The 15731-nt window shown below is 64.0% G+C and carries 24 protein-coding genes; 1 reads left to right on the forward strand and 23 read right to left on the reverse strand.

Annotated features, from left to right (window positions below; translation table 11 throughout):
* Positions 1-5: 5 nt before the first annotated feature.
* The 22 genes from rplR to N4R40_RS06405 all read right to left on the reverse strand — a co-directional run bounded on the left by rplR (position 6) and on the right by N4R40_RS06405 (position 14914).
* Positions 6-365, reverse strand: a complete 360-nt coding sequence (gene rplR / locus N4R40_RS06300; RefSeq protein ID WP_261606517.1) for a 50S ribosomal protein L18 — start codon at positions 363-365, stop codon at positions 6-8.
* Positions 366-367: 2 nt separating this feature from the next.
* A complete protein-coding gene (rplF, locus tag N4R40_RS06305) occupies positions 368-904 on the reverse strand; it encodes a 50S ribosomal protein L6 (protein ID WP_261606518.1) in 537 nt (178 codons plus the stop codon).
* A gap of 6 nt (positions 905-910) precedes the next feature.
* On the reverse strand, positions 911-1309 hold the full coding sequence (rpsH, locus tag N4R40_RS06310; RefSeq protein WP_261606519.1) for a 30S ribosomal protein S8: 399 nt from the start codon (positions 1307-1309) through the stop codon (positions 911-913).
* A 66-nt stretch (positions 1310-1375) separates the two neighbouring features.
* Positions 1376-1963, reverse strand: a complete 588-nt coding sequence (gene rplE / locus N4R40_RS06315; RefSeq protein ID WP_261606520.1) for a 50S ribosomal protein L5 — start codon at positions 1961-1963, stop codon at positions 1376-1378.
* The gene (rplX, locus tag N4R40_RS06320) at positions 1963-2322 is read right to left on the reverse strand and encodes a 50S ribosomal protein L24 (RefSeq protein ID WP_261606521.1); all 360 of its coding nucleotides are present in this window, start codon (positions 2320-2322) and stop codon (positions 1963-1965) included. The genes rplE and rplX overlap by 1 nt, the downstream gene beginning before the upstream one ends.
* A gap of 4 nt (positions 2323-2326) precedes the next feature.
* The gene (gene rplN / locus N4R40_RS06325) at positions 2327-2695 is read right to left on the reverse strand and encodes a 50S ribosomal protein L14 (protein WP_261606522.1); all 369 of its coding nucleotides are present in this window, start codon (positions 2693-2695) and stop codon (positions 2327-2329) included.
* A 3-nt stretch (positions 2696-2698) separates the two neighbouring features.
* Complete coding sequence (gene rpsQ / locus N4R40_RS06330; RefSeq protein WP_261606541.1) at positions 2699-3013, reverse strand: 30S ribosomal protein S17; 315 nt, start codon at positions 3011-3013, stop codon at positions 2699-2701.
* Positions 3014-3129: 116 nt separating this feature from the next.
* On the reverse strand, positions 3130-3444 hold the full coding sequence (rpmC, locus tag N4R40_RS06335) for a 50S ribosomal protein L29 (RefSeq protein ID WP_298740515.1): 315 nt from the start codon (positions 3442-3444) through the stop codon (positions 3130-3132).
* Entirely contained in the window at positions 3444-3863 is a 420-nt protein-coding gene (gene rplP / locus N4R40_RS06340) for a 50S ribosomal protein L16 (protein WP_056223975.1), read from the reverse strand. Before rplP ends, rpmC begins: the two co-directional genes overlap by 1 nt.
* A complete protein-coding gene (rpsC, locus tag N4R40_RS06345) occupies positions 3863-4624 on the reverse strand; it encodes a 30S ribosomal protein S3 (protein WP_261606523.1) in 762 nt (253 codons plus the stop codon). Before rpsC ends, rplP begins: the two co-directional genes overlap by 1 nt.
* Positions 4624-5016, reverse strand: a complete 393-nt coding sequence (gene rplV / locus N4R40_RS06350) for a 50S ribosomal protein L22 (protein ID WP_261606524.1) — start codon at positions 5014-5016, stop codon at positions 4624-4626. Before rplV ends, rpsC begins: the two co-directional genes overlap by 1 nt.
* A 37-nt stretch (positions 5017-5053) precedes the next feature.
* Positions 5054-5335 carry a 30S ribosomal protein S19 gene (gene rpsS, locus N4R40_RS06355; protein ID WP_017201589.1) on the reverse strand — a complete coding sequence of 94 codons (282 nt, stop codon included), beginning with the start codon at positions 5333-5335 and terminating at the stop codon, positions 5054-5056.
* Between the two features lie 12 nt (positions 5336-5347).
* Positions 5348-6187: a 50S ribosomal protein L2 gene (gene rplB / locus N4R40_RS06360; RefSeq protein ID WP_261606525.1), complete on the reverse strand. Its 840-nt coding sequence runs from the start codon at positions 6185-6187 to the stop codon at positions 5348-5350.
* A gap of 24 nt (positions 6188-6211) precedes the next feature.
* Positions 6212-6523: a 50S ribosomal protein L23 gene (gene rplW, locus N4R40_RS06365; RefSeq protein WP_261606526.1), complete on the reverse strand. Its 312-nt coding sequence runs from the start codon at positions 6521-6523 to the stop codon at positions 6212-6214.
* Complete coding sequence (gene rplD / locus N4R40_RS06370) at positions 6520-7182, reverse strand: 50S ribosomal protein L4 (protein ID WP_261606527.1); 663 nt, start codon at positions 7180-7182, stop codon at positions 6520-6522. The genes rplW and rplD overlap by 4 nt, the downstream gene beginning before the upstream one ends.
* Positions 7183-7184: 2 nt before the next feature.
* Positions 7185-7844 carry a 50S ribosomal protein L3 gene (rplC, locus tag N4R40_RS06375; RefSeq protein ID WP_261606528.1) on the reverse strand — a complete coding sequence of 220 codons (660 nt, stop codon included), beginning with the start codon at positions 7842-7844 and terminating at the stop codon, positions 7185-7187.
* Between the two features lie 8 nt (positions 7845-7852).
* Complete coding sequence (rpsJ, locus tag N4R40_RS06380; protein ID WP_005050520.1) at positions 7853-8161, reverse strand: 30S ribosomal protein S10; 309 nt, start codon at positions 8159-8161, stop codon at positions 7853-7855.
* A gap of 397 nt (positions 8162-8558) precedes the next feature.
* Positions 8559-8774, reverse strand: coding sequence for an Rv0909 family putative TA system antitoxin (locus N4R40_RS06385; protein ID WP_261606529.1), 216 nt, complete (start codon positions 8772-8774; stop codon positions 8559-8561).
* Positions 8775-8861: 87 nt separating this feature from the next.
* Positions 8862-10892: a glycosyl hydrolase gene (locus N4R40_RS06390; RefSeq protein ID WP_261606530.1), complete on the reverse strand. Its 2031-nt coding sequence runs from the start codon at positions 10890-10892 to the stop codon at positions 8862-8864.
* Positions 10893-10948: 56 nt separating this feature from the next.
* Positions 10949-11512: a VanZ family protein gene (locus N4R40_RS06395; protein WP_261606531.1), complete on the reverse strand. Its 564-nt coding sequence runs from the start codon at positions 11510-11512 to the stop codon at positions 10949-10951.
* Positions 11496-13013, reverse strand: a complete 1518-nt coding sequence (locus tag N4R40_RS06400; protein ID WP_261606532.1) for a sugar transferase — start codon at positions 13011-13013, stop codon at positions 11496-11498. Before N4R40_RS06400 ends, N4R40_RS06395 begins: the two co-directional genes overlap by 17 nt.
* Positions 13014-13156: 143 nt before the next feature.
* The gene (locus tag N4R40_RS06405; RefSeq protein ID WP_261606533.1) at positions 13157-14914 is read right to left on the reverse strand and encodes a DUF4012 domain-containing protein; all 1758 of its coding nucleotides are present in this window, start codon (positions 14912-14914) and stop codon (positions 13157-13159) included.
* 97 nt (positions 14915-15011) lie between these two features.
* Between N4R40_RS06405 and N4R40_RS06410 the strand changes: the two genes are divergently transcribed.
* Positions 15012-15536, forward strand: coding sequence for an acyltransferase family protein (locus tag N4R40_RS06410; RefSeq protein WP_324291876.1), 525 nt, complete (start codon positions 15012-15014; stop codon positions 15534-15536).
* A gap of 10 nt (positions 15537-15546) precedes the next feature.
* Here N4R40_RS06410 and N4R40_RS06415 read toward each other — a convergent pair.
* The coding region (locus N4R40_RS06415; protein ID WP_261606535.1) for an integrase core domain-containing protein at positions 15547-15731 on the reverse strand (185 nt) is incomplete at its 5' end.

Raw genomic sequence — 15731 nt, forward strand, 5'->3', positions numbered from 1 at the left:
ATCGCTCACAGGTTCAGACCTCCCTCGCGGGCGCCCTCGGCGATCGCCGCGACACGTCCCGCGTAGCGGTTGCCACCGCGGTCGAACACGACATCCTCGACGCCGACAGCCTTCGCACGCTCGGCGACGAGCTCGCCGACCTTGCGGGCCTTGGCGGTCTTGTCACCGTCGAACACGCGCAGGTCTGCTTCGAGCGTCGAAGCGGATGCCACGGTCACGCCCTTGCTGTCGTCCACGAGCTGGACGAAGACGTGGCGAGCCGAACGGTTGACGACCAGGCGCGGACGCGCCTCGGTTCCCACGACCTTCTTGCGAAGACGCAGGTGACGACGCGTACGTGCGTCGCTCTTCGACTTAACAGCCATGATTACTTACCACTCTTTCCGGCCTTGCGACGAACGACCTCGCCGGCGTACCGCACACCCTTGCCCTTGTAGGGCTCGGGCTTACGGATCTTGCGGATGTTCGCAGCTGCCTCGCCGACAGCCTGCTTGTCGATGCCCGCGACGGTCACCTTGTTGTTGCCCTCGACGGTCAGCGTGATGCCGGTCGGAGCCTCGATCAGAACCGGGTGCGAGAAGCCGAGAGCGAACTCGACCGCCGTACCCTTCTGTGCGACGCGGTAACCGGTACCGACGACCTCGAGGCCCTTGGTGTAACCCGTGGTGACGCCGATGATGTTGTTGTTGATCAGGGTGCGGGTGAGTCCGTGCAGCGAACGCGATTCGCGCTCGTCGTCGGGACGCGAGACCAGAACCTGGCTCTCCTCGACCTGAACCTCGATGGGCTTGGCCACGGCGAGCGTCAGCTCACCCTTGGGGCCCTTGACTGCGACATTCTGGCCGTCGACCGAAACGGTCACTCCGGCGGGGATGTCGATGGGAAGACGTCCAATACGCGACATGTCAGATCACCACACGTAGGCGAGGACTTCCCCGCCGACGCCCTTCTGGTCAGCCTGACGGTCCGTGAGGAGGCCAGAGGAGGTGGACAGGATCGCGACGCCCAGGCCACCGAGGACCGTGGGGAGCTCAGTGGACTTCGCGTAGACGCGGAGGCCGGGCTTGGAGACGCGCTTGATGCCGACGATCGACCGCTCGCGGTTCGGGCCGTACTTGAGCGTCAGGGTCAGCGTCTGGCCGACCCGTGCGTCCGAGACCTCCCAGGAGGCGATGAAGCCCTCCTGCTGCAGGATCTCCGCGATGTGGGTCTTGAGCTTGGAGCTCGGCAGCGACACAGAGTCGTGATGCGCCGAGTTCGCGTTGCGCAGACGGGTCAGCAGATCTGCGACCGGGTCTGTCATTGTCATGAGTTGTTTCCTTTGTTCATGCGGTTTCGGATGCCGTTACACGGCAGCCGACCTTCAATGGGGGTCTTACTTGGCGTCGTCCGTCTTGAACGGGAAGCCGATGTGACGCAGCAGCGCACGACCTTCGTCATCCGTCTTCGCCGTCGTGACGATCGTGATGTCGAAGCCGCGGACGCGGTCGATCTTGTCCTGGTTGATCTCGTGGAAGACCGACTGCTCCTGCAGACCGAACGTGTAGTTGCCGTTGCCGTCGAACTGCTTCGGCGACAGGCCACGGAAGTCACGGATGCGGGGAAGCGACAGGTTCACGAGGCGATCCAGGAACTCCCACGCGCGGTCACCACGGAGGGTGACGTGCGCGCCGATGGGCTGTCCTTCACGCAGCTTGAACTGCGCGATGGACTTGCGGGCCTTCGTCACGATCGGCTTCTGGCCGGTGATCTTGGTGAGATCGTCGACCGCACCATCGATCACCTTGGAGTCGCGAGCTGCCTCACCGACACCGGTGTTGACGATGACCTTGACGATCCCGGGGATCTGCATGACGTTCGGGTACCCGAACTCTTCCTGCAGAGCCTTCTTGATCTCGCCCTGGTACTTCTGCTTCAGGCGGGGCTGGATCTTGCCAGTCTCCGCGGCAGTGGTGGTGCTCATCAGAGGTCCTTACCGCTCTTCTTCGCGTAGCGCACACGGACGGTGCGCTTCACGCCATCCTTCGTCTGCTCCTCGACGCGGTGTCCGACCTTGGTCGGCTTCTTGGTCGAGGGGTCGACGATGGCGACGTTGGAGATGTGAATCGGGGCTTCCATCGTCTCGATGCCGCCCGTCTTCGTGCCGCGCTGGGACTGGCCCACGCGCGTGTGCTTCGTGACGTAGTTGACGCCCTCGACAATGACACGGTTCTTCTCGACGAGAATGTCGAGAACCTTGCCCTGCTTGCCGCGGTCGCCGCCCTTGTCCTGCTTCTTGCCTGTGATGACCTGAACCAGGTCACCCTTCTTGATCTTGGCCATGAGGTCAGATCACCTCCGGTGCGAGCGACACGATCTTCATGAACTTCTTGTCACGAAGTTCGCGACCGACGGGTCCGAAGATGCGGGTGCCGCGGGGCTCCCCGTCGTTCTTCAGGATCACGGCGGCGTTCTCATCGAACTTGATGTAAGAACCGTCGGGACGACGGGTCTCCTTGACGGTGCGGACAACGACGGCCTTGACCACGTCACCCTTCTTCACGCTGCCACCGGGGATGGCATCCTTGACGGTCGCGACGATGATGTCGCCGAGACCGGCATAGCGGCGGTTGGACCCACCGAGCACGCGAATCGTGAGCAGCTGCTTGGCGCCGGTGTTGTCGGCAACCTTGATGCGGGACTCAGTCTGAATCATTTCTTACTTCGCCTTCTCGAGGACCTCGACCAGACGCCACCGCTTGGTGGCGCTCAGCGGCCGGGTCTCGTTGATGAGAACGAGGTCGCCGATGCCGGCGGTGTTCGCCTCGTCGTGCGCCTTGACCTTCGACGTGCGGCGGATGACCTTGCCGTAAAGCGGGTGCTTCACGCGGTCTTCGACCTCGACGACGATCGTCTTGTCCATCTTGTCGCTGACCACGTAGCCGCGACGCGACTTGCGGTAGCCACGAGCGTCCGCATCGCGGACGTCGTTGGCACCGTGCTCGTGACCGGCGGCGACGACGGGCGTCTCCACGACGGTGTCGACCTGGGCGGCCGGAGCCTTCTTGGCCGGAGCCTTCTTGGCGGCGGGTGCCTTGGGGGCAGCGGGCGCCTTCTTGACGGGCGCCTTCTTCTCAGTTGCGTCAGCCATTACTCGGCCTCTTCCTTCTCGGCCACGTCGGCGGCATCCGCCTTCTTGGCCTTGGTCTTCTTCGCCTTCGTCGCTACCTCGACCGGAGCGGGCGTGGCACGGATGCCCAGCTCGCGCTCACGGATCACGGTGTAGAGCCGCGCGATGTCGCGCTTGACGGCGCGAATGCGGCCGTGGCTCTCGAGCTGGCCGGTGGCCGACTGGAAGCGCAGGTTGAACAGCTCTTCCTTGGCCTTGCGCAGCTCCTCGACGAGGCGCTGGTCCTCGAACGTGTCGAGCTCGCTCGGTGCGAGCGTCTTGGTTCCGACAGACATTACGCGTCGCCCTCCTCGCGCTTGATGATGCGTGCCTTCAGCGGCAGCTTGTGAATTGCACGGGTCAGAGCCTCACGTGCGAGCTCTTCGCTGACACCGGCGACCTCGAAGAGGACGCGACCCGGCTTGACGTTGGCAACCCACCACTCCGGCGAACCCTTACCGGAACCCATGCGGGTTTCGGCCGGCTTCTTGGTCAGCGGACGGTCGGGGTAGATGTTGATCCACACCTTTCCACCACGCTTGATGTGACGGGTCATGGCGATACGAGCGGACTCGATCTGGCGGTTGGTGACATACGCAGGCGTGAGCGCCTGGATGCCGTACTCGCCGAACGAGACCTTCGTGCCACCGGTCGCCTGGCCGGAACGGCCGGGGTGGTGCTGCTTGCGGTACTTGACCTTGCGGGGAATAAGCATTATGCCGATGCTCCTTCTGCGACGGGTGCGTCGCTGCGGGGGCCACGACGACGGTCGCCACCACGGTCATCGCGACCACGGGGCGCCTTCGGCGCGTTCGCCTGCTCGCGTGCGAGCTCCTTGTTGGTGAGGTCGCCCTTGTAGATCCAGACCTTCACGCCGATGCGACCGAAGGTGGTCTTGGCTTCGTAGAAGCCGTAGTCGATGTTCGCGCGCAGGGTGTGCAGGGGCACACGGCCTTCGCGGTAGAACTCCGAGCGGCTCATCTCGGCGCCGCCGAGACGGCCCGAGACCTGAATCCGGATGCCCTTGGCGCCGGCGCGCTGAGCGCCCTGCAGACCCTTGCGCATCGCCCGACGGAACGCCACACGAGCAGAAAGCTGCTCGGCGATGCCCTGCGCGACGAGCTGAGCGTCGGCCTCGGGGTTCTTGACCTCGAGGATGTTCAGCTGGATCTGCTTGCCGGTGAGCTTCTCGAGGTCGGCGCGGATGCGCTCGGCCTCGGCGCCGCGGCGGCCGATCACGATGCCCGGGCGGGCGGTGTGGATGTCGACACGGACACGGTCACGCGTGCGCTCGATCTCGATCCCACTCACGCCGGCGCGGTCGAGCTGCGTCTGCAGGAGCTTGCGGATCTTGATGTCCTCAGCCACGTAGTCGGCGTAACGCTGACCGGGCTTCGTCGAGTCGGAGAACCAACGCGACACGTGGTCAGTGGTGATACCGAGGCGGAAGCCGTACGGGTTTACCTTCTGTCCCATTACTTGCTCGCCTTCTTGTCGGTCGAGGGTGCGGTTGCGACCTCAGGGGTCGCGAGCACGATCGTGATGTGGCTCGTGCGCTTCTTGATCTGGAACGCGCGGCCCTGTGCACGGGGGCGGAAACGCTTGAGCGTCGCGCCCTCGTCGACGTAGGCATTCGCCACGTACAGGTCCTGCTCGTCCAGGAACTCGCCGTTCTTGTCCGCGGTGACGCGGGCGTTGGCCATAGCCGAAGCGACGAGCTTGTAGATCGGCTCGCTGGCGCTCTGCGGGGCGAACTTCAGGATGGCCAAGGCCTCCTGAGCCTGCTTGCCCTTGATGAGCGCGACGACACGACGAGCCTTCTGAGGGGTCACGCGAATGTGCTTGACGCGTGCGATGGAATCCACCATTTGTCTCCTCCTCTGTCCTCTCTGGGTACGCCCCGCGTTAGCGGCGGCGACCCTTCTTGTCGTCCTTCTCATGGCCGCGGAAGGTGCGGGTGGGCGCGAATTCGCCCAGCTTGTGACCGACCATGGTCTCGGACACGAACACGGGGATGTGCTTGCGTCCGTCGTGCACGGCGATCGTGTGACCCAGCATGGCCGGGATGATCATCGAGCGACGTGACCAGGTCTTGATGACGTTCTTGGTACCGGCTTCGTTCTGAACAACGACCTTGCGAAGCAAGTGCTCGTCGACGAAGGGGCCCTTCTTGAGACTGCGAGGCATCTTCCTCTACTCCTACTTACGCTTCTTGCCGGCGTTACGGCGGCGGACGATGTACTTGTCGCTTTCCTTGTTGGCGTGGCGGGTGCGACCCTCAGCCTGGCCCCAAGGAGAGACGGGGTGACGACCACCGGAGGTCTTACCCTCACCACCACCGTGCGGGTGGTCGACCGGGTTCATCGCGACACCACGGACGGTCGGGCGGACGCCCTTCCAGCGCATACGGCCGGCCTTACCCCAGTTGATGTTCGACTGCTCGGCGTTGCCGACCTCGCCGATGGTCGCGCGGCAGCGCGCATCGACGTTGCGGATCTCGCCCGAGGGGAGACGCAGCTGAGCGAAGTTGCCATCCTTGGCGACCAGACGCACCGAGGTGCCGGCCGAACGTGCCAGCTTCGCGCCGCCACCGGGGCGGAGCTCGATGGCGTGGATGACGGTACCCGTCGGGATGTTCTTCAGCGGGAGGTTGTTGCCCGGCTTGATGTCAGCCGAGGCGCCCGACTCGACGACGTCGCCCTGCTGCAGTTTCGCCGGTGCGAGGATGTAGCGCTTCTCACCGTCGAAGTAGTGCAGGAGCGCGATGCGCGCGGTGCGGTTGGGGTCGTACTCGATGTGAGCGACCTTGGCGTTGACGCCGTCCTTGTCGTGACGACGGAAGTCGATCACGCGGTACTGGCGCTTGTGGCCACCACCGATGTGACGGGTCGTGATGCGGCCCTGGTTGTTGCGGCCACCGGTCTTGGAAAGCGGGCGCAGCAGCGACTTCTCGGGCGTCGATCGGGTGATCTCAGCGAAGTCCGCCACCGACGAACCGCGACGACCGGGGGTCGTGGGCTTGTACTTGCGAATAGCCATGTTGGTTGTCCTCTATCCCGACCGTCAGCCGACTGCCGTGAAGATGTCGATGGTGCCCGAGCGCAGGGTCACGATGGCGCGCTTGGTGTCCTTGCGCTTTCCCGTGCCGAAGCGCGTGCGACGCGCCTTGCCCGTGCGGTTGAGCGTGTTGACCGCGGCGACCTTGACGTCGAAGATCTTCTCGATCGCAAGCTTGATCTCGGTCTTCGAGGAGCGCGGGTCCACCAGGAAGGTGTACTTGCCCTCGTCGATGAGCCCATAGCTCTTCTCGGAGACGACCGGCTTCAGGATGATGTCGCGCGGGTCCTTGTTCAGAGCGGCGTGTGCGGTGGTCATGCGGAGACCTCCTCGGTCGCGCCGGTCTTCGAAGCGACGAATGCTTCGAAGGCGGACTTGGTGAAGACGATGTCGTCGGAAACGAGCACGTCGTAGGCGTTGAGCTGATCGAAGTTCAGCACGTGCACGAAGTCGAGGTTGCGCACGCTCTTGACCGTGATCTCGTCACCGCGTTCGATGACGATCATGACGTTCTTGGTCGCGGCGAGCGTCGACATGACGACCGATGCAGCCTTGGTCGAGGGGGCACCCTCGATCGCGAGCGATTCGATGACGTGCAGACGGCCACCGCGAGCACGGTCGCTGAGCGAGCCCAGCAGGGCCGCGGCGATCATCTTCTTGGGGGTGCGCTGCGAGTAGTCACGCGGCTTCGGTCCGTGGACGATGCCACCACCGGTCATGTGCGGCGCGCGGATCGAGCCCTGACGGGCGTTACCGGTGCCCTTCTGCTTGAAGGGCTTGCGGCCGGCACCCGAGACCTCACCGCGACGCTTGGTCGAGTGGGTTCCCTGGCGAGCCGCCGCGAGCTGCGCGACGACGACCTGGTGGATGAGGGGGATGTTCGTCTTGACGTCGAAGATGGCGGCGGGCAGCTCCACGGAGCCTGCCTTCTTGCCGTCGGCCTTCAGGACGTCGAGCGAGAGAGTGGAGTCAGCCATGTTCAGGCACCCTTCACTGCGTTGCGGACGTAAACGATGCGGCCACGAGCACCCGGGACGGCGCCCTTGACGAGCAGCAGGCCCTTCTCGGCGTCGATGGCGTGGACCGTGAGGTTCATGACGGTCACGCGCTCGCCACCCATACGGCCGGCCATGCGCATGCCCTTGAAGACGCGGCTGGGGGTCGACGATGCGCCGATCGAGCCGGGCTTGCGGTGGTTGCGGTGCGCACCGTGCGAAGCGGAGACGCCCTTGAAGTTGTGACGCTTCATGACACCCGCGGTGCCCTTGCCCTTGCTGGTGCCGACGACGTCGACCAGCTGGCCGGCCTCGAAGGTGGCGTCGACGGTGAGCTCCTGGCCCAGCGTGTAGTCACCGGCATCCGCCGTGCGCACCTCGGTGAGGTGACGGCGCGGGGTCACGCCGGCGGCCTCGAAGTGAGCCGTCAGGGGCTGGTTGACCTTGCGCGGGTCGATCTGCCCGTAGGCGATCTGCACGGCCTTGTAGCCGTCGCGCTCGGGGGTGCGAACCTGGGTGACGACGTTCGGTGCAACCTCGATCACGGTGACGGGAACGAGCTTGCCGTTCTCATCCCAGACCTGGGTCATGCCGAGCTTGGTGCCCAGGAGTCCCTTGGAAATCTTGGAGTTGATGTCAGTCATCGCGAGCCTCAGAGCTTGATCTCGATGTTGACGTCAGCCGGGAGGTCGAGACGCATCAGCGAGTCGACGGCCTTGGGCGTCGGGTCGATGATGTCGATGAGGCGCTTGTGGGTGCGCATCTCGAAGTGCTCGCGGCTGTCCTTGTACTTGTGGGGCGACCGGATGACGCACACGACGTTCTTCTCGGTCGGAAGGGGCACGGGGCCCACAACCGTCGCGCCTGCGCGGGTCACCGTGTCGACGATCTTGCGCGCCGACGTGTCGATGACCTCGTGGTCATACGACTTCAGGCGAATGCGGATCTTCTGTCCCGCCATTGTCTGCTCTCTCTCTTCTCGCGTCATACCTCATTGGGCATCGGACGCACGTGGCACAGGGGTGGTGTGCCGGGCACTTTCCCGCGCGGTTGCGAGGGATGCTGCACCGCTGTTCTGGTGTCATTCCCACTCATCCGCACGCATGCGGAACCTGTTGCCAGGTGGGAGTGGGGTTGTGGTGTTCTGACTGCCCGCGGCCTAGGACCCTGCGCTCTCGCGCCGCCTATGCACTGTCGTGACAGTGATCCCGCGCCGAAGCGCTGGAATGTGGAACTGGTCTAGTCTACGTGTCCCCCGGGCGTGTCGCAAACTCGGGCGTGTCGCGCTCGGCGAATGGTCAGCTCTCGCACGACGGAGGGGCCGGGAAGCACTCCCGGCCCCTCCGCGGCGACGTCCGCTATTCGGTACCGACAGCTTTGTCGAGGCTGTCGCGCACGCCGTCGACCTTGGCATCGACGCTGTCCGGAGCGACCTTCTTGACGAACTCGGCAGCAGCGTCCAGGACGCTGTCGCTGATGCCTTCGGCTTGTTCAGACTTCAGCGCCTCGTCGATCTTGCCCTTGTTCTGCTCGAGGAACGCTTTCCCCTGGTTGACCACATCGTCGATTCCCATGCCTACTCGTTTCTGTTCGCCTACGCTGACACGCTCATTGTTGCGACTTTGCTGGGGCAGTGGAAGGCCTGAGGGAGGATGCGCCCGCTACGGAAGAATCTGCAGGATCACCCCATTCTGGGGGATCTGCACTTCGGCTACACCAGCAACCGGCACAACGGTCGTCACTCGGCCATCAGCGGAGGTCACCTGAACGTCACCCGACGCGGGCATGCTCACCGTTGTGGGGCCGCTCGGCGCCCAGGCGAACGTGACGAGATCATCGCCGGCACCAAAGGCGTAGGAGGCCACGGCGGTGGAGAGCTGCTCCGCAACGACCAGGTCCTTCCCCGCGAGGTTGTTGATCACCAATGCAACCGTCATTGCCGCAGGTTTTGGGGGCAGCGCTGTCACACCGGGGATCGGCTGGAAGAAGAGACCGAAGTTTCCTTCGTGCTCGGCCGGGTCGGGGCTGTCGTTGATCAGATCGTACCAAAAGAACTTCTCGACGTTGTTGCCCAGCGCGGTGACAGATGCTTTGAATGCAAAGTCGGATTGTTCGATGAGTGAAGCCGTGCCCGACTTCGACGGCGACCCCAGCTCGGTGATCCAGATCGGGATCGTCCGCCCCGAGTACGCCTGCATGCTCGCGCGCGACGTGGCAATGATGTCGGCCAACGCCGTCGGGTTCGTGACGATTTGGTAGGGGTGATAGCTCGCCGCGTCGGCGTAGTCCATCCCCCCGGCTTGCCAGAGCCCGTCGAACCACGGTGCGTCATAGTTTGCCGTGGACCCGGCCACGATCGGGAGATCCGGCGCTACGGCGCGCACGTTGTCGTGAACGGACCGCAGCAGGGGAACGTAGCAGGACGGGGCGGTGCCGCATCCTGCCTTGTTAAAGCGCTCGTGATTGAACTCGTTGAAGACTTCAAGCCCGACGAGGTCAAAGCGTTGCGCGATCGCCGCCGCATAGCGCCCGTATGCCGCGATCGCTTCATCGTTGTCAGGGGTCACTTCGGTGCTGCCGTACAGCGTGTTGCCGTAATTGACGATCCCCATGACCTTCAAGCCGTTGACGTGCAGCCGCGTGAACTCCCGCACGTAGGCCGCGTCCCAGTCATACTGGCCGCGCACCTTTTCGTTGAGGTGCCAGAGGATGTCGTTTCGCGCCTCAGCGAGCCCCAGCGAGCCCGCGTAGCGTGCCGCGCCGGCGTAGATCTCATTCTCAACGTGAAGCCCAACGCCGAAGCGCGAATCGGGGGCGATGCCATAGCCTTCCGCATCGACAACAGCGATCGGAGTTGTTATCGACGACCCCACGCTGTCTGTGACGGTGAAATCGAAGTATCCCTGTTGTATACCGGCGAGCGGTACAGCTGAGACGGCCCCGGCCAAGGTCGCTTCTCCCGCGATGACTTCGTCACCGCGCTGCGCCGTCCATGTTGCCGCCCCGGGAGCCAACGCCACCGCCACCGCTGCGGTGCCTGTGTTCATCACAAGAGAGTCGCTGACGATACCCGCGCTCGCCGTCGTTTCCTCGAAAGAGGGGTTGGGAACAAGATTGCCCCCCGTGGAGCCGGTGACCGAGAAGTCGTCGAAGCTCACACCGCTGACAGCCGCATCAACCACGATCTGCACCGTCACCTCGGTGGCATCGGCAGGCACCGTCAGCTGCTCCTCCACCGTGACCCAGCGCGCGGAAAGCTCCGGCAGGTCGATCCGCTTGCCCGCGATGATGACCGCGGCCGGCACCGCGGCGGGAAGTGAAGTGAGAGCACGAACTTGAAAAGAGACGTCGAGCGAGTCCCCGGGCGCCGCGGCAACAGTCACCTGAGCGGCTGTGGCCGCTTCCGCATCCACTACGGGGGCATCGATGCGAAGCGCTACCGAACCCGCCGCTGCATCACCGACCTCAGGGAGAACGGCCGCGAGCGCCGTGCCATCCGCCAGTGACCATGACCCGACCCCCGCACGCGCTAGCGCGACGCGGGGCAGCTCAACTGGCTGGGGCGCCTGAGCAGTTGGCGTCGGAGAAGAACTGGCTGCTGGTTCCTCCGCCGGCGCCGTGCACGCCGTGAGCGCAAGCACGGCCAGCAGGGAGAGGCAGACAAGCCGTCGCGGGAATGCGTGCGTGGACATAGAAGTCCTTCCGGGGGTAAAGCGGTCACGGTGATGGGTTCGAGCCAAGAGTGTGCTCAGAATGGTTGCGCGCCGGGGGTTCTAGAAGCGGTTCGCTGTGACTGGAGCTCCCCCTCCGAAGCCGTGCGTTGCGCCACATGGCGCGCAATGACCTTCTCGTCTCTCACAGCCACGATCGCACGAATCGTGGCGGCAATGAGCACGCCGATCGTCGCCCCCAGCGAGTTCGCCACGACGTCCGCCACGGTCGCGTAGCGGGCCGAGAGCAAGAAGTGTTGCCCCATCTCGATGGCCCCCGATAGCGCCGGGCCGAGGAGCAGAGCGATCAGAGTGAACCTGACCGGCACGATCAGCCCGAAGACGAGCCCCGCAGGGATGAACAGGACGATGTTGGCGCAGAACTCGATGAACGCGTAGTCGATGAAGCCGGGTACTCCGCGCTCGTGGAGCTCGGCAATCACACGGTCGAGTAGCGACGCAACGGGTTTGTCGACCGGGCTCGGCCAGAACGCAACGAACGCCAGAAAAACACCGTAGACCGCGGAAAACGCGGCGACGATCGCATGACGGGGGCCGCTCGTCGAGGGGAGCTTGAGCTCCCGATCAGTGCGCACTGTCACCGGGAGCCACCACCGCGCGAATGGTGCGGAAGAGGATCTGGATGTCCTGCGTGAACGACCAGTTCTCCACGTAGTAGAGATCCAGCCGGATCGCGTCTTCCCAGGAAAGGGCGGATCGGCCGCTCACTTGCCAGAGACCACTCATGCCGGGTTTGACGAGAAGCCGACGGTGCGCATCGTCATCGTAGAGGGCGACTTCGGCGGGGCGCTGCGGGCGCGGGCCCACCAGACTCATCGCGCCGAGGAACACGTTGAACAACTGCGGAATCTCGTCGATCGAGTGCTTGCGAATGAAGCGGCCGACCTTCGTGATCCGCGGGTCGTCAACGACCTTGTGGAGCGGCTGGTCAGTCGTTCCCTGCAAATCGAGCAGGCTCGCAAGTTGATCGTCGGCGTTGGCATTCATCGAACGGAACTTGATCATCCCGAAAGGGCGGCCACCCCGGCCGACCCGGGTCTGCTGATAGAAGACCGCGCCGGGTGAATCGACTCTGACGGCGATGGCAGTGCCAATCAAGATCGGCGAGAAGATCACGATAAGCACGGACGATGCGATGATGTCGAACGAGCGTTTCGCGAAGCGGCGCCATCCTTCCAGCGTCGGATACTCGACGTGGACGAGCGGAAGGCCCGCCGCGGGGCGGGAATGGATGCGCGGCCCCGCGACGTCTGTCAGCACCGGCGCGACCACCAGGTTCGCGTCGCGGTCTGCAACGGCCCAACCGATTCGGCGAAGGAGCGCCGGGTTGAGCTCGTCGGAACCGGCTGCGATCACGGTATCGGCGTCCGCGGCATCCATGGCCGTGAGTACCGTGTCGAACCGGCCCACCACCGGGATCCCGCCGATCTCGGACGTTCCCCGGTGATTTGTCACGACACCCACGAGATCGAAGCCTGTTCCCTGCGCACGGCGGATCGAGTCGATGATGTGGGCGACCTTTGCTGGCTCGCCTAGCACGATTGCACGGTAGACGTACTGGAGCCGGCGTTGACGGCTGCGCAACCACTGTCTCCACGCCCACCTCGACGCGATGAGCAGCACGGCTCCGGTCGGAAGAGCGACCAGGAAAAGGGAACGCGCTGCATCAATACGAAGGAAAAAGGCGAGAGTGACGACGCCGGCGAAGACGGCGATCGTCCCGTTGACAATTCGCCGATACTCGGTGACCCCGTTACCCACGATGTGCCGCTCACGCGTTTCGAAGAGGCTAAGCATGATTACCCAGACCACACCAACAAAGGTGAGCGCGGCCCAGTACGGCACACGGGGCCCACCCTCCCACGTCAGGTCTTCGGCGGGTAGGTTCACTCCTGTGAAGCCGAAGACCGAGAGAACGAGGATGATGACAACCACGTCGGTGTAGACGAGCCGTCCCGCGTAGCGGGCGGGCCAGTCACGAGCAGACCGTCTGGCTCGAATGACGCGCGGCGCGGCGCCGCTCGTAGCGCGCCAGCCCGTCTTTCGCTTCTTCGTAGCCTGCTTCACGTTCGCGGTTGCCACCCTTGACGCCTCCCCTGGAGCGCCGGCCGATAGCGTGCCCCTCCCACCAAGCTATGGTATTCACGCATTTCGCCTTGCAATCCACCCCGCCCCCACAGCGACTCGGACAATCCCGGACAGCCGTCGCCGCCCTGCGGGAGAGCTTAGCCCGTGCATCCGCCCTCGATTGTGGCCTGGGTCGTCCGAATCATCGGCGTCGAGCGCAACTCGAGAGGCCCAAACTCTCCGGCGCCGGCGAAGCTCGCCGTGACGGTTCCTGACTCGCTGGGTTTGAGAAAGACCTCGAATGCCGCGACGGGTCGCCCCAGATCGGTGATATCGGTGCGTGTGGGCTGCAGATCGCGACCGTCGACCGATGCCTCGACGAACGTCGTGCCCGGTGGGCCGTAGATGAACACTTCCGTGCGGAACTTCGACGAGCCCCATGGCGCGCTCTTCACGTACGGCGGGAGGCGGTTCGCATCTTCCTGTGAGATGTCGAGATGCAGCTGCACGGAAGCGGAAAAGGTCGCCAGCCCGGCATCGCACGACATCGCCAAGGTGACACCAGAATTCATGTAGTAATCGATCTTCGACGCCGAGGTGTCGCGAAAGAAGACTCCCACTGCGGTGGACAGAGAATTATCTGTCGGGAGCGTCCCCGCTACACGTTGCCCCGCGAGAAATTGCCCCACCTCGGGGTCGTCGGTCCACACCATGATGTCGCCCTGGGCGATGCTTTCGTTCACGGCCCATGCCATGTCCTTCAGATCGAACTCACCCGAGGACAGCTTCGCGAATACAGTCTCCGCAACCCCGGCGAAAAAGGCATCAGACTTAAGGGCTTCCGCAGGGCTCGCGTAGGGGTTCCACCAGCGATACACATCGCTCAACAGCACGGGGACGGCGTTCCCGCTATTGACCTCGACGTCTCCGACAACGATCGGCCCTGTGGATAGCAATATCCGCCCGAGCGCGATGGGGTCGATCGAAATGACACCGTCGACGTGCGACGGATTAATGTCACGGTTCCAAAAAGCGCGGATGATCTGCGCCGCCGTCGGAAAGTCTGGCCTGCTGGTCGCGGTATTGACGTGGTCGATCAGATAGCGACTGTAGAGGTCGAGCGCACTCTGATCGACAGCAACATCGACAGGTATACCCTCCTGAAAAGAGGCGCTGCTGGCCTGCTGCACGATCGCAAGGTTGCCAGCGTCCACGGAGATGAGAGTCTGCGAGGCGGCGCTGCCCCCCAGCGGCAAGGACTCGGCGTTGTTTTGGAAGACAAGCAGGTAGGACTTCGGCCCGTCGGCGCCGAGAAGATCCGGGGCGACTTCGAGCAGCGGCACAGCTGACGAAGTGATTTCACCGATCTGGTCGAGACCGGATCGGACGGGCCCAACGAGGGCCGTGGATGCGCGCACGGCTTCGATCTCATCCGAAAGCTGAGCGATCGCTGGCGTTCGCTCCTCAAGGATCGGCAGCATCGAGGCGATCAACGATCCCCCAGCAGGCTCACTCTTCAGCGCGAGAATCGGGGTGGCGACATTGTTGGCGAGCATATCGAGCATCTCGCTGGCGAGCCGGACTGCCCGAAGGTTCTCTCCCGCCAGCGGAACAAACTCGGCCGCCCGCCAGAGTGGGTCGTTTGACGCGGTGCTGGCGCTCTGCGCGAGGGCCCCGACCTCCGCGAGTCGCTCATCCAGTGGCAGTCCGTCGTCAAGATTGGAGACAAGTGCTTGTGCGGCTTCCAAGTCGGTCTTCACCGTGAGCGCGCGGAAGGCGAGCCACGAAACCGCCCCGAGAAGAACGATGGCGATGAGGGCTACGATGAGCCACGCACGCCCATGATTCCGCCTACGCCTGGCCGACTCGCCTCCCGCGCGGGCCGCTCTGGCAGCTCGCCGAGATTCAATCTGCATCCCCCGATACTAATCGGGGGGATCCTGCGAAGTAGCTGGCCACAGGACGCGAGCGCAGACTTTTATGCTGAGCACGAACCGATGGGATCATGGGGCCATGAGCGGGAGAACTGGCTGGATAGACGCAGCTCGAGGCATTGCGGTCGTGATGATCGTTCTCATGCACGTGACGGTCATTGTCTTTGCACCGTTTGCGGACGATACGAGTACGAATGCTGCTTGGGCAGCAGTTGTCAACACGCTGTGGCCCTTTCACCTGTCGACGCTCGCTCTACTTTCGGGGATGCTTGGCGCGCGGCGCGTTCGCCAGGGGGTCAGCGCCACTGCGGCCACACTGACAAGGACCGCCTATCTCTATGTCGTGTGGAGCGCGGTGTACGTGCTGCTTCGAACCCTCGGCGTGGACACATGGGCAAAGCCATTGTCGATGCTCGATATCGCGATCGGCGAGATCACGGCACCACGCACCGTGTTGTGGTTTCTGCTCGGGCTGGTCTTCTGGACATTCGCACTCGCGGCAGTCCACAAATGGCCCCCGTGGCTTGTCCTCACGATGTGTGCGGCAGCGTCTATCGGGTCATACTGGCTGCCCGGCTCGCGCGATCACGACCAGTACATATGAGCCGCCCCCTTCATTCGGTCCGGACGTTCTGTGAGTCGTCGGTTTCCATTTGATGGGTGCACTGTCGAGCGTACTCAGCTGGGGGTAGGTAGCCGAGCGAGGAGTGCCGGCGGTGGTGGTTGTACTCGTCCTTCCAGTCGCCGATCACAACCTGCGCGTGCAGTAGCGAATAGAAGCTGTTGATGTTGAGGCACT

This window comes from Microbacterium memoriense, assembly GCF_025398275.1.
Lineage (GTDB): Bacteria > Actinomycetota > Actinomycetes > Actinomycetales > Microbacteriaceae > Microbacterium > Microbacterium memoriense.

Coding starts and splice junctions, on each gene's coding strand:
- rplB (WP_261606525.1), bottom strand. CDS start 6,187: ATGGCTATTCGCAAGTACAAGCCCACGACCCCCGGTCGTCGCGGTTCG.
- rplX (WP_261606521.1), bottom strand. CDS start 2,322: ATGGCCAAGATCAAGAAGGGTGACCTGGTTCAGGTCATCACAGGCAAG.
- rplC (WP_261606528.1), bottom strand. CDS start 7,844: ATGACTGACATCAACTCCAAGATTTCCAAGGGACTCCTGGGCACCAAG.
- rplW (WP_261606526.1), bottom strand. CDS start 6,523: ATGACCACCGCACACGCCGCTCTGAACAAGGACCCGCGCGACATCATC.
- rplF (WP_261606518.1), bottom strand. CDS start 904: ATGTCGCGTATTGGACGTCTTCCCATCGACATCCCCGCCGGAGTGACC.
- rpsJ (WP_005050520.1), bottom strand. CDS start 8,161: ATGGCGGGACAGAAGATCCGCATTCGCCTGAAGTCGTATGACCACGAG.
- rpsH (WP_261606519.1), bottom strand. CDS start 1,309: ATGACAATGACAGACCCGGTCGCAGATCTGCTGACCCGTCTGCGCAAC.
- rplE (WP_261606520.1), bottom strand. CDS start 1,963: ATGAGCACCACCACTGCCGCGGAGACTGGCAAGATCCAGCCCCGCCTG.
- rpsC (WP_261606523.1), bottom strand. CDS start 4,624: ATGGGACAGAAGGTAAACCCGTACGGCTTCCGCCTCGGTATCACCACT.
- rplV (WP_261606524.1), bottom strand. CDS start 5,016: ATGGTGGATTCCATCGCACGCGTCAAGCACATTCGCGTGACCCCTCAG.
- rplN (WP_261606522.1), bottom strand. CDS start 2,695: ATGATTCAGACTGAGTCCCGCATCAAGGTTGCCGACAACACCGGCGCC.
- N4R40_RS06405 (WP_261606533.1), bottom strand. CDS start 14,914: ATGCAGATTGAATCTCGGCGAGCTGCCAGAGCGGCCCGCGCGGGAGGC.
- N4R40_RS06410 (WP_324291876.1), top strand. CDS start 15,012: ATGAGCGGGAGAACTGGCTGGATAGACGCAGCTCGAGGCATTGCGGTC.
- N4R40_RS06385 (WP_261606529.1), bottom strand. CDS start 8,774: ATGGGAATCGACGATGTGGTCAACCAGGGGAAAGCGTTCCTCGAGCAG.
- rpmC (WP_298740515.1), bottom strand. CDS start 3,444: ATGTCTGTCGGAACCAAGACGCTCGCACCGAGCGAGCTCGACACGTTC.
- N4R40_RS06390 (WP_261606530.1), bottom strand. CDS start 10,892: ATGTCCACGCACGCATTCCCGCGACGGCTTGTCTGCCTCTCCCTGCTG.
- rplP (WP_056223975.1), bottom strand. CDS start 3,863: ATGCTTATTCCCCGCAAGGTCAAGTACCGCAAGCAGCACCACCCCGGC.
- rplD (WP_261606527.1), bottom strand. CDS start 7,182: ATGGCTGACTCCACTCTCTCGCTCGACGTCCTGAAGGCCGACGGCAAG.
- rpsS (WP_017201589.1), bottom strand. CDS start 5,335: ATGCCTCGCAGTCTCAAGAAGGGCCCCTTCGTCGACGAGCACTTGCTT.
- rplR (WP_261606517.1), bottom strand. CDS start 365: ATGGCTGTTAAGTCGAAGAGCGACGCACGTACGCGTCGTCACCTGCGT.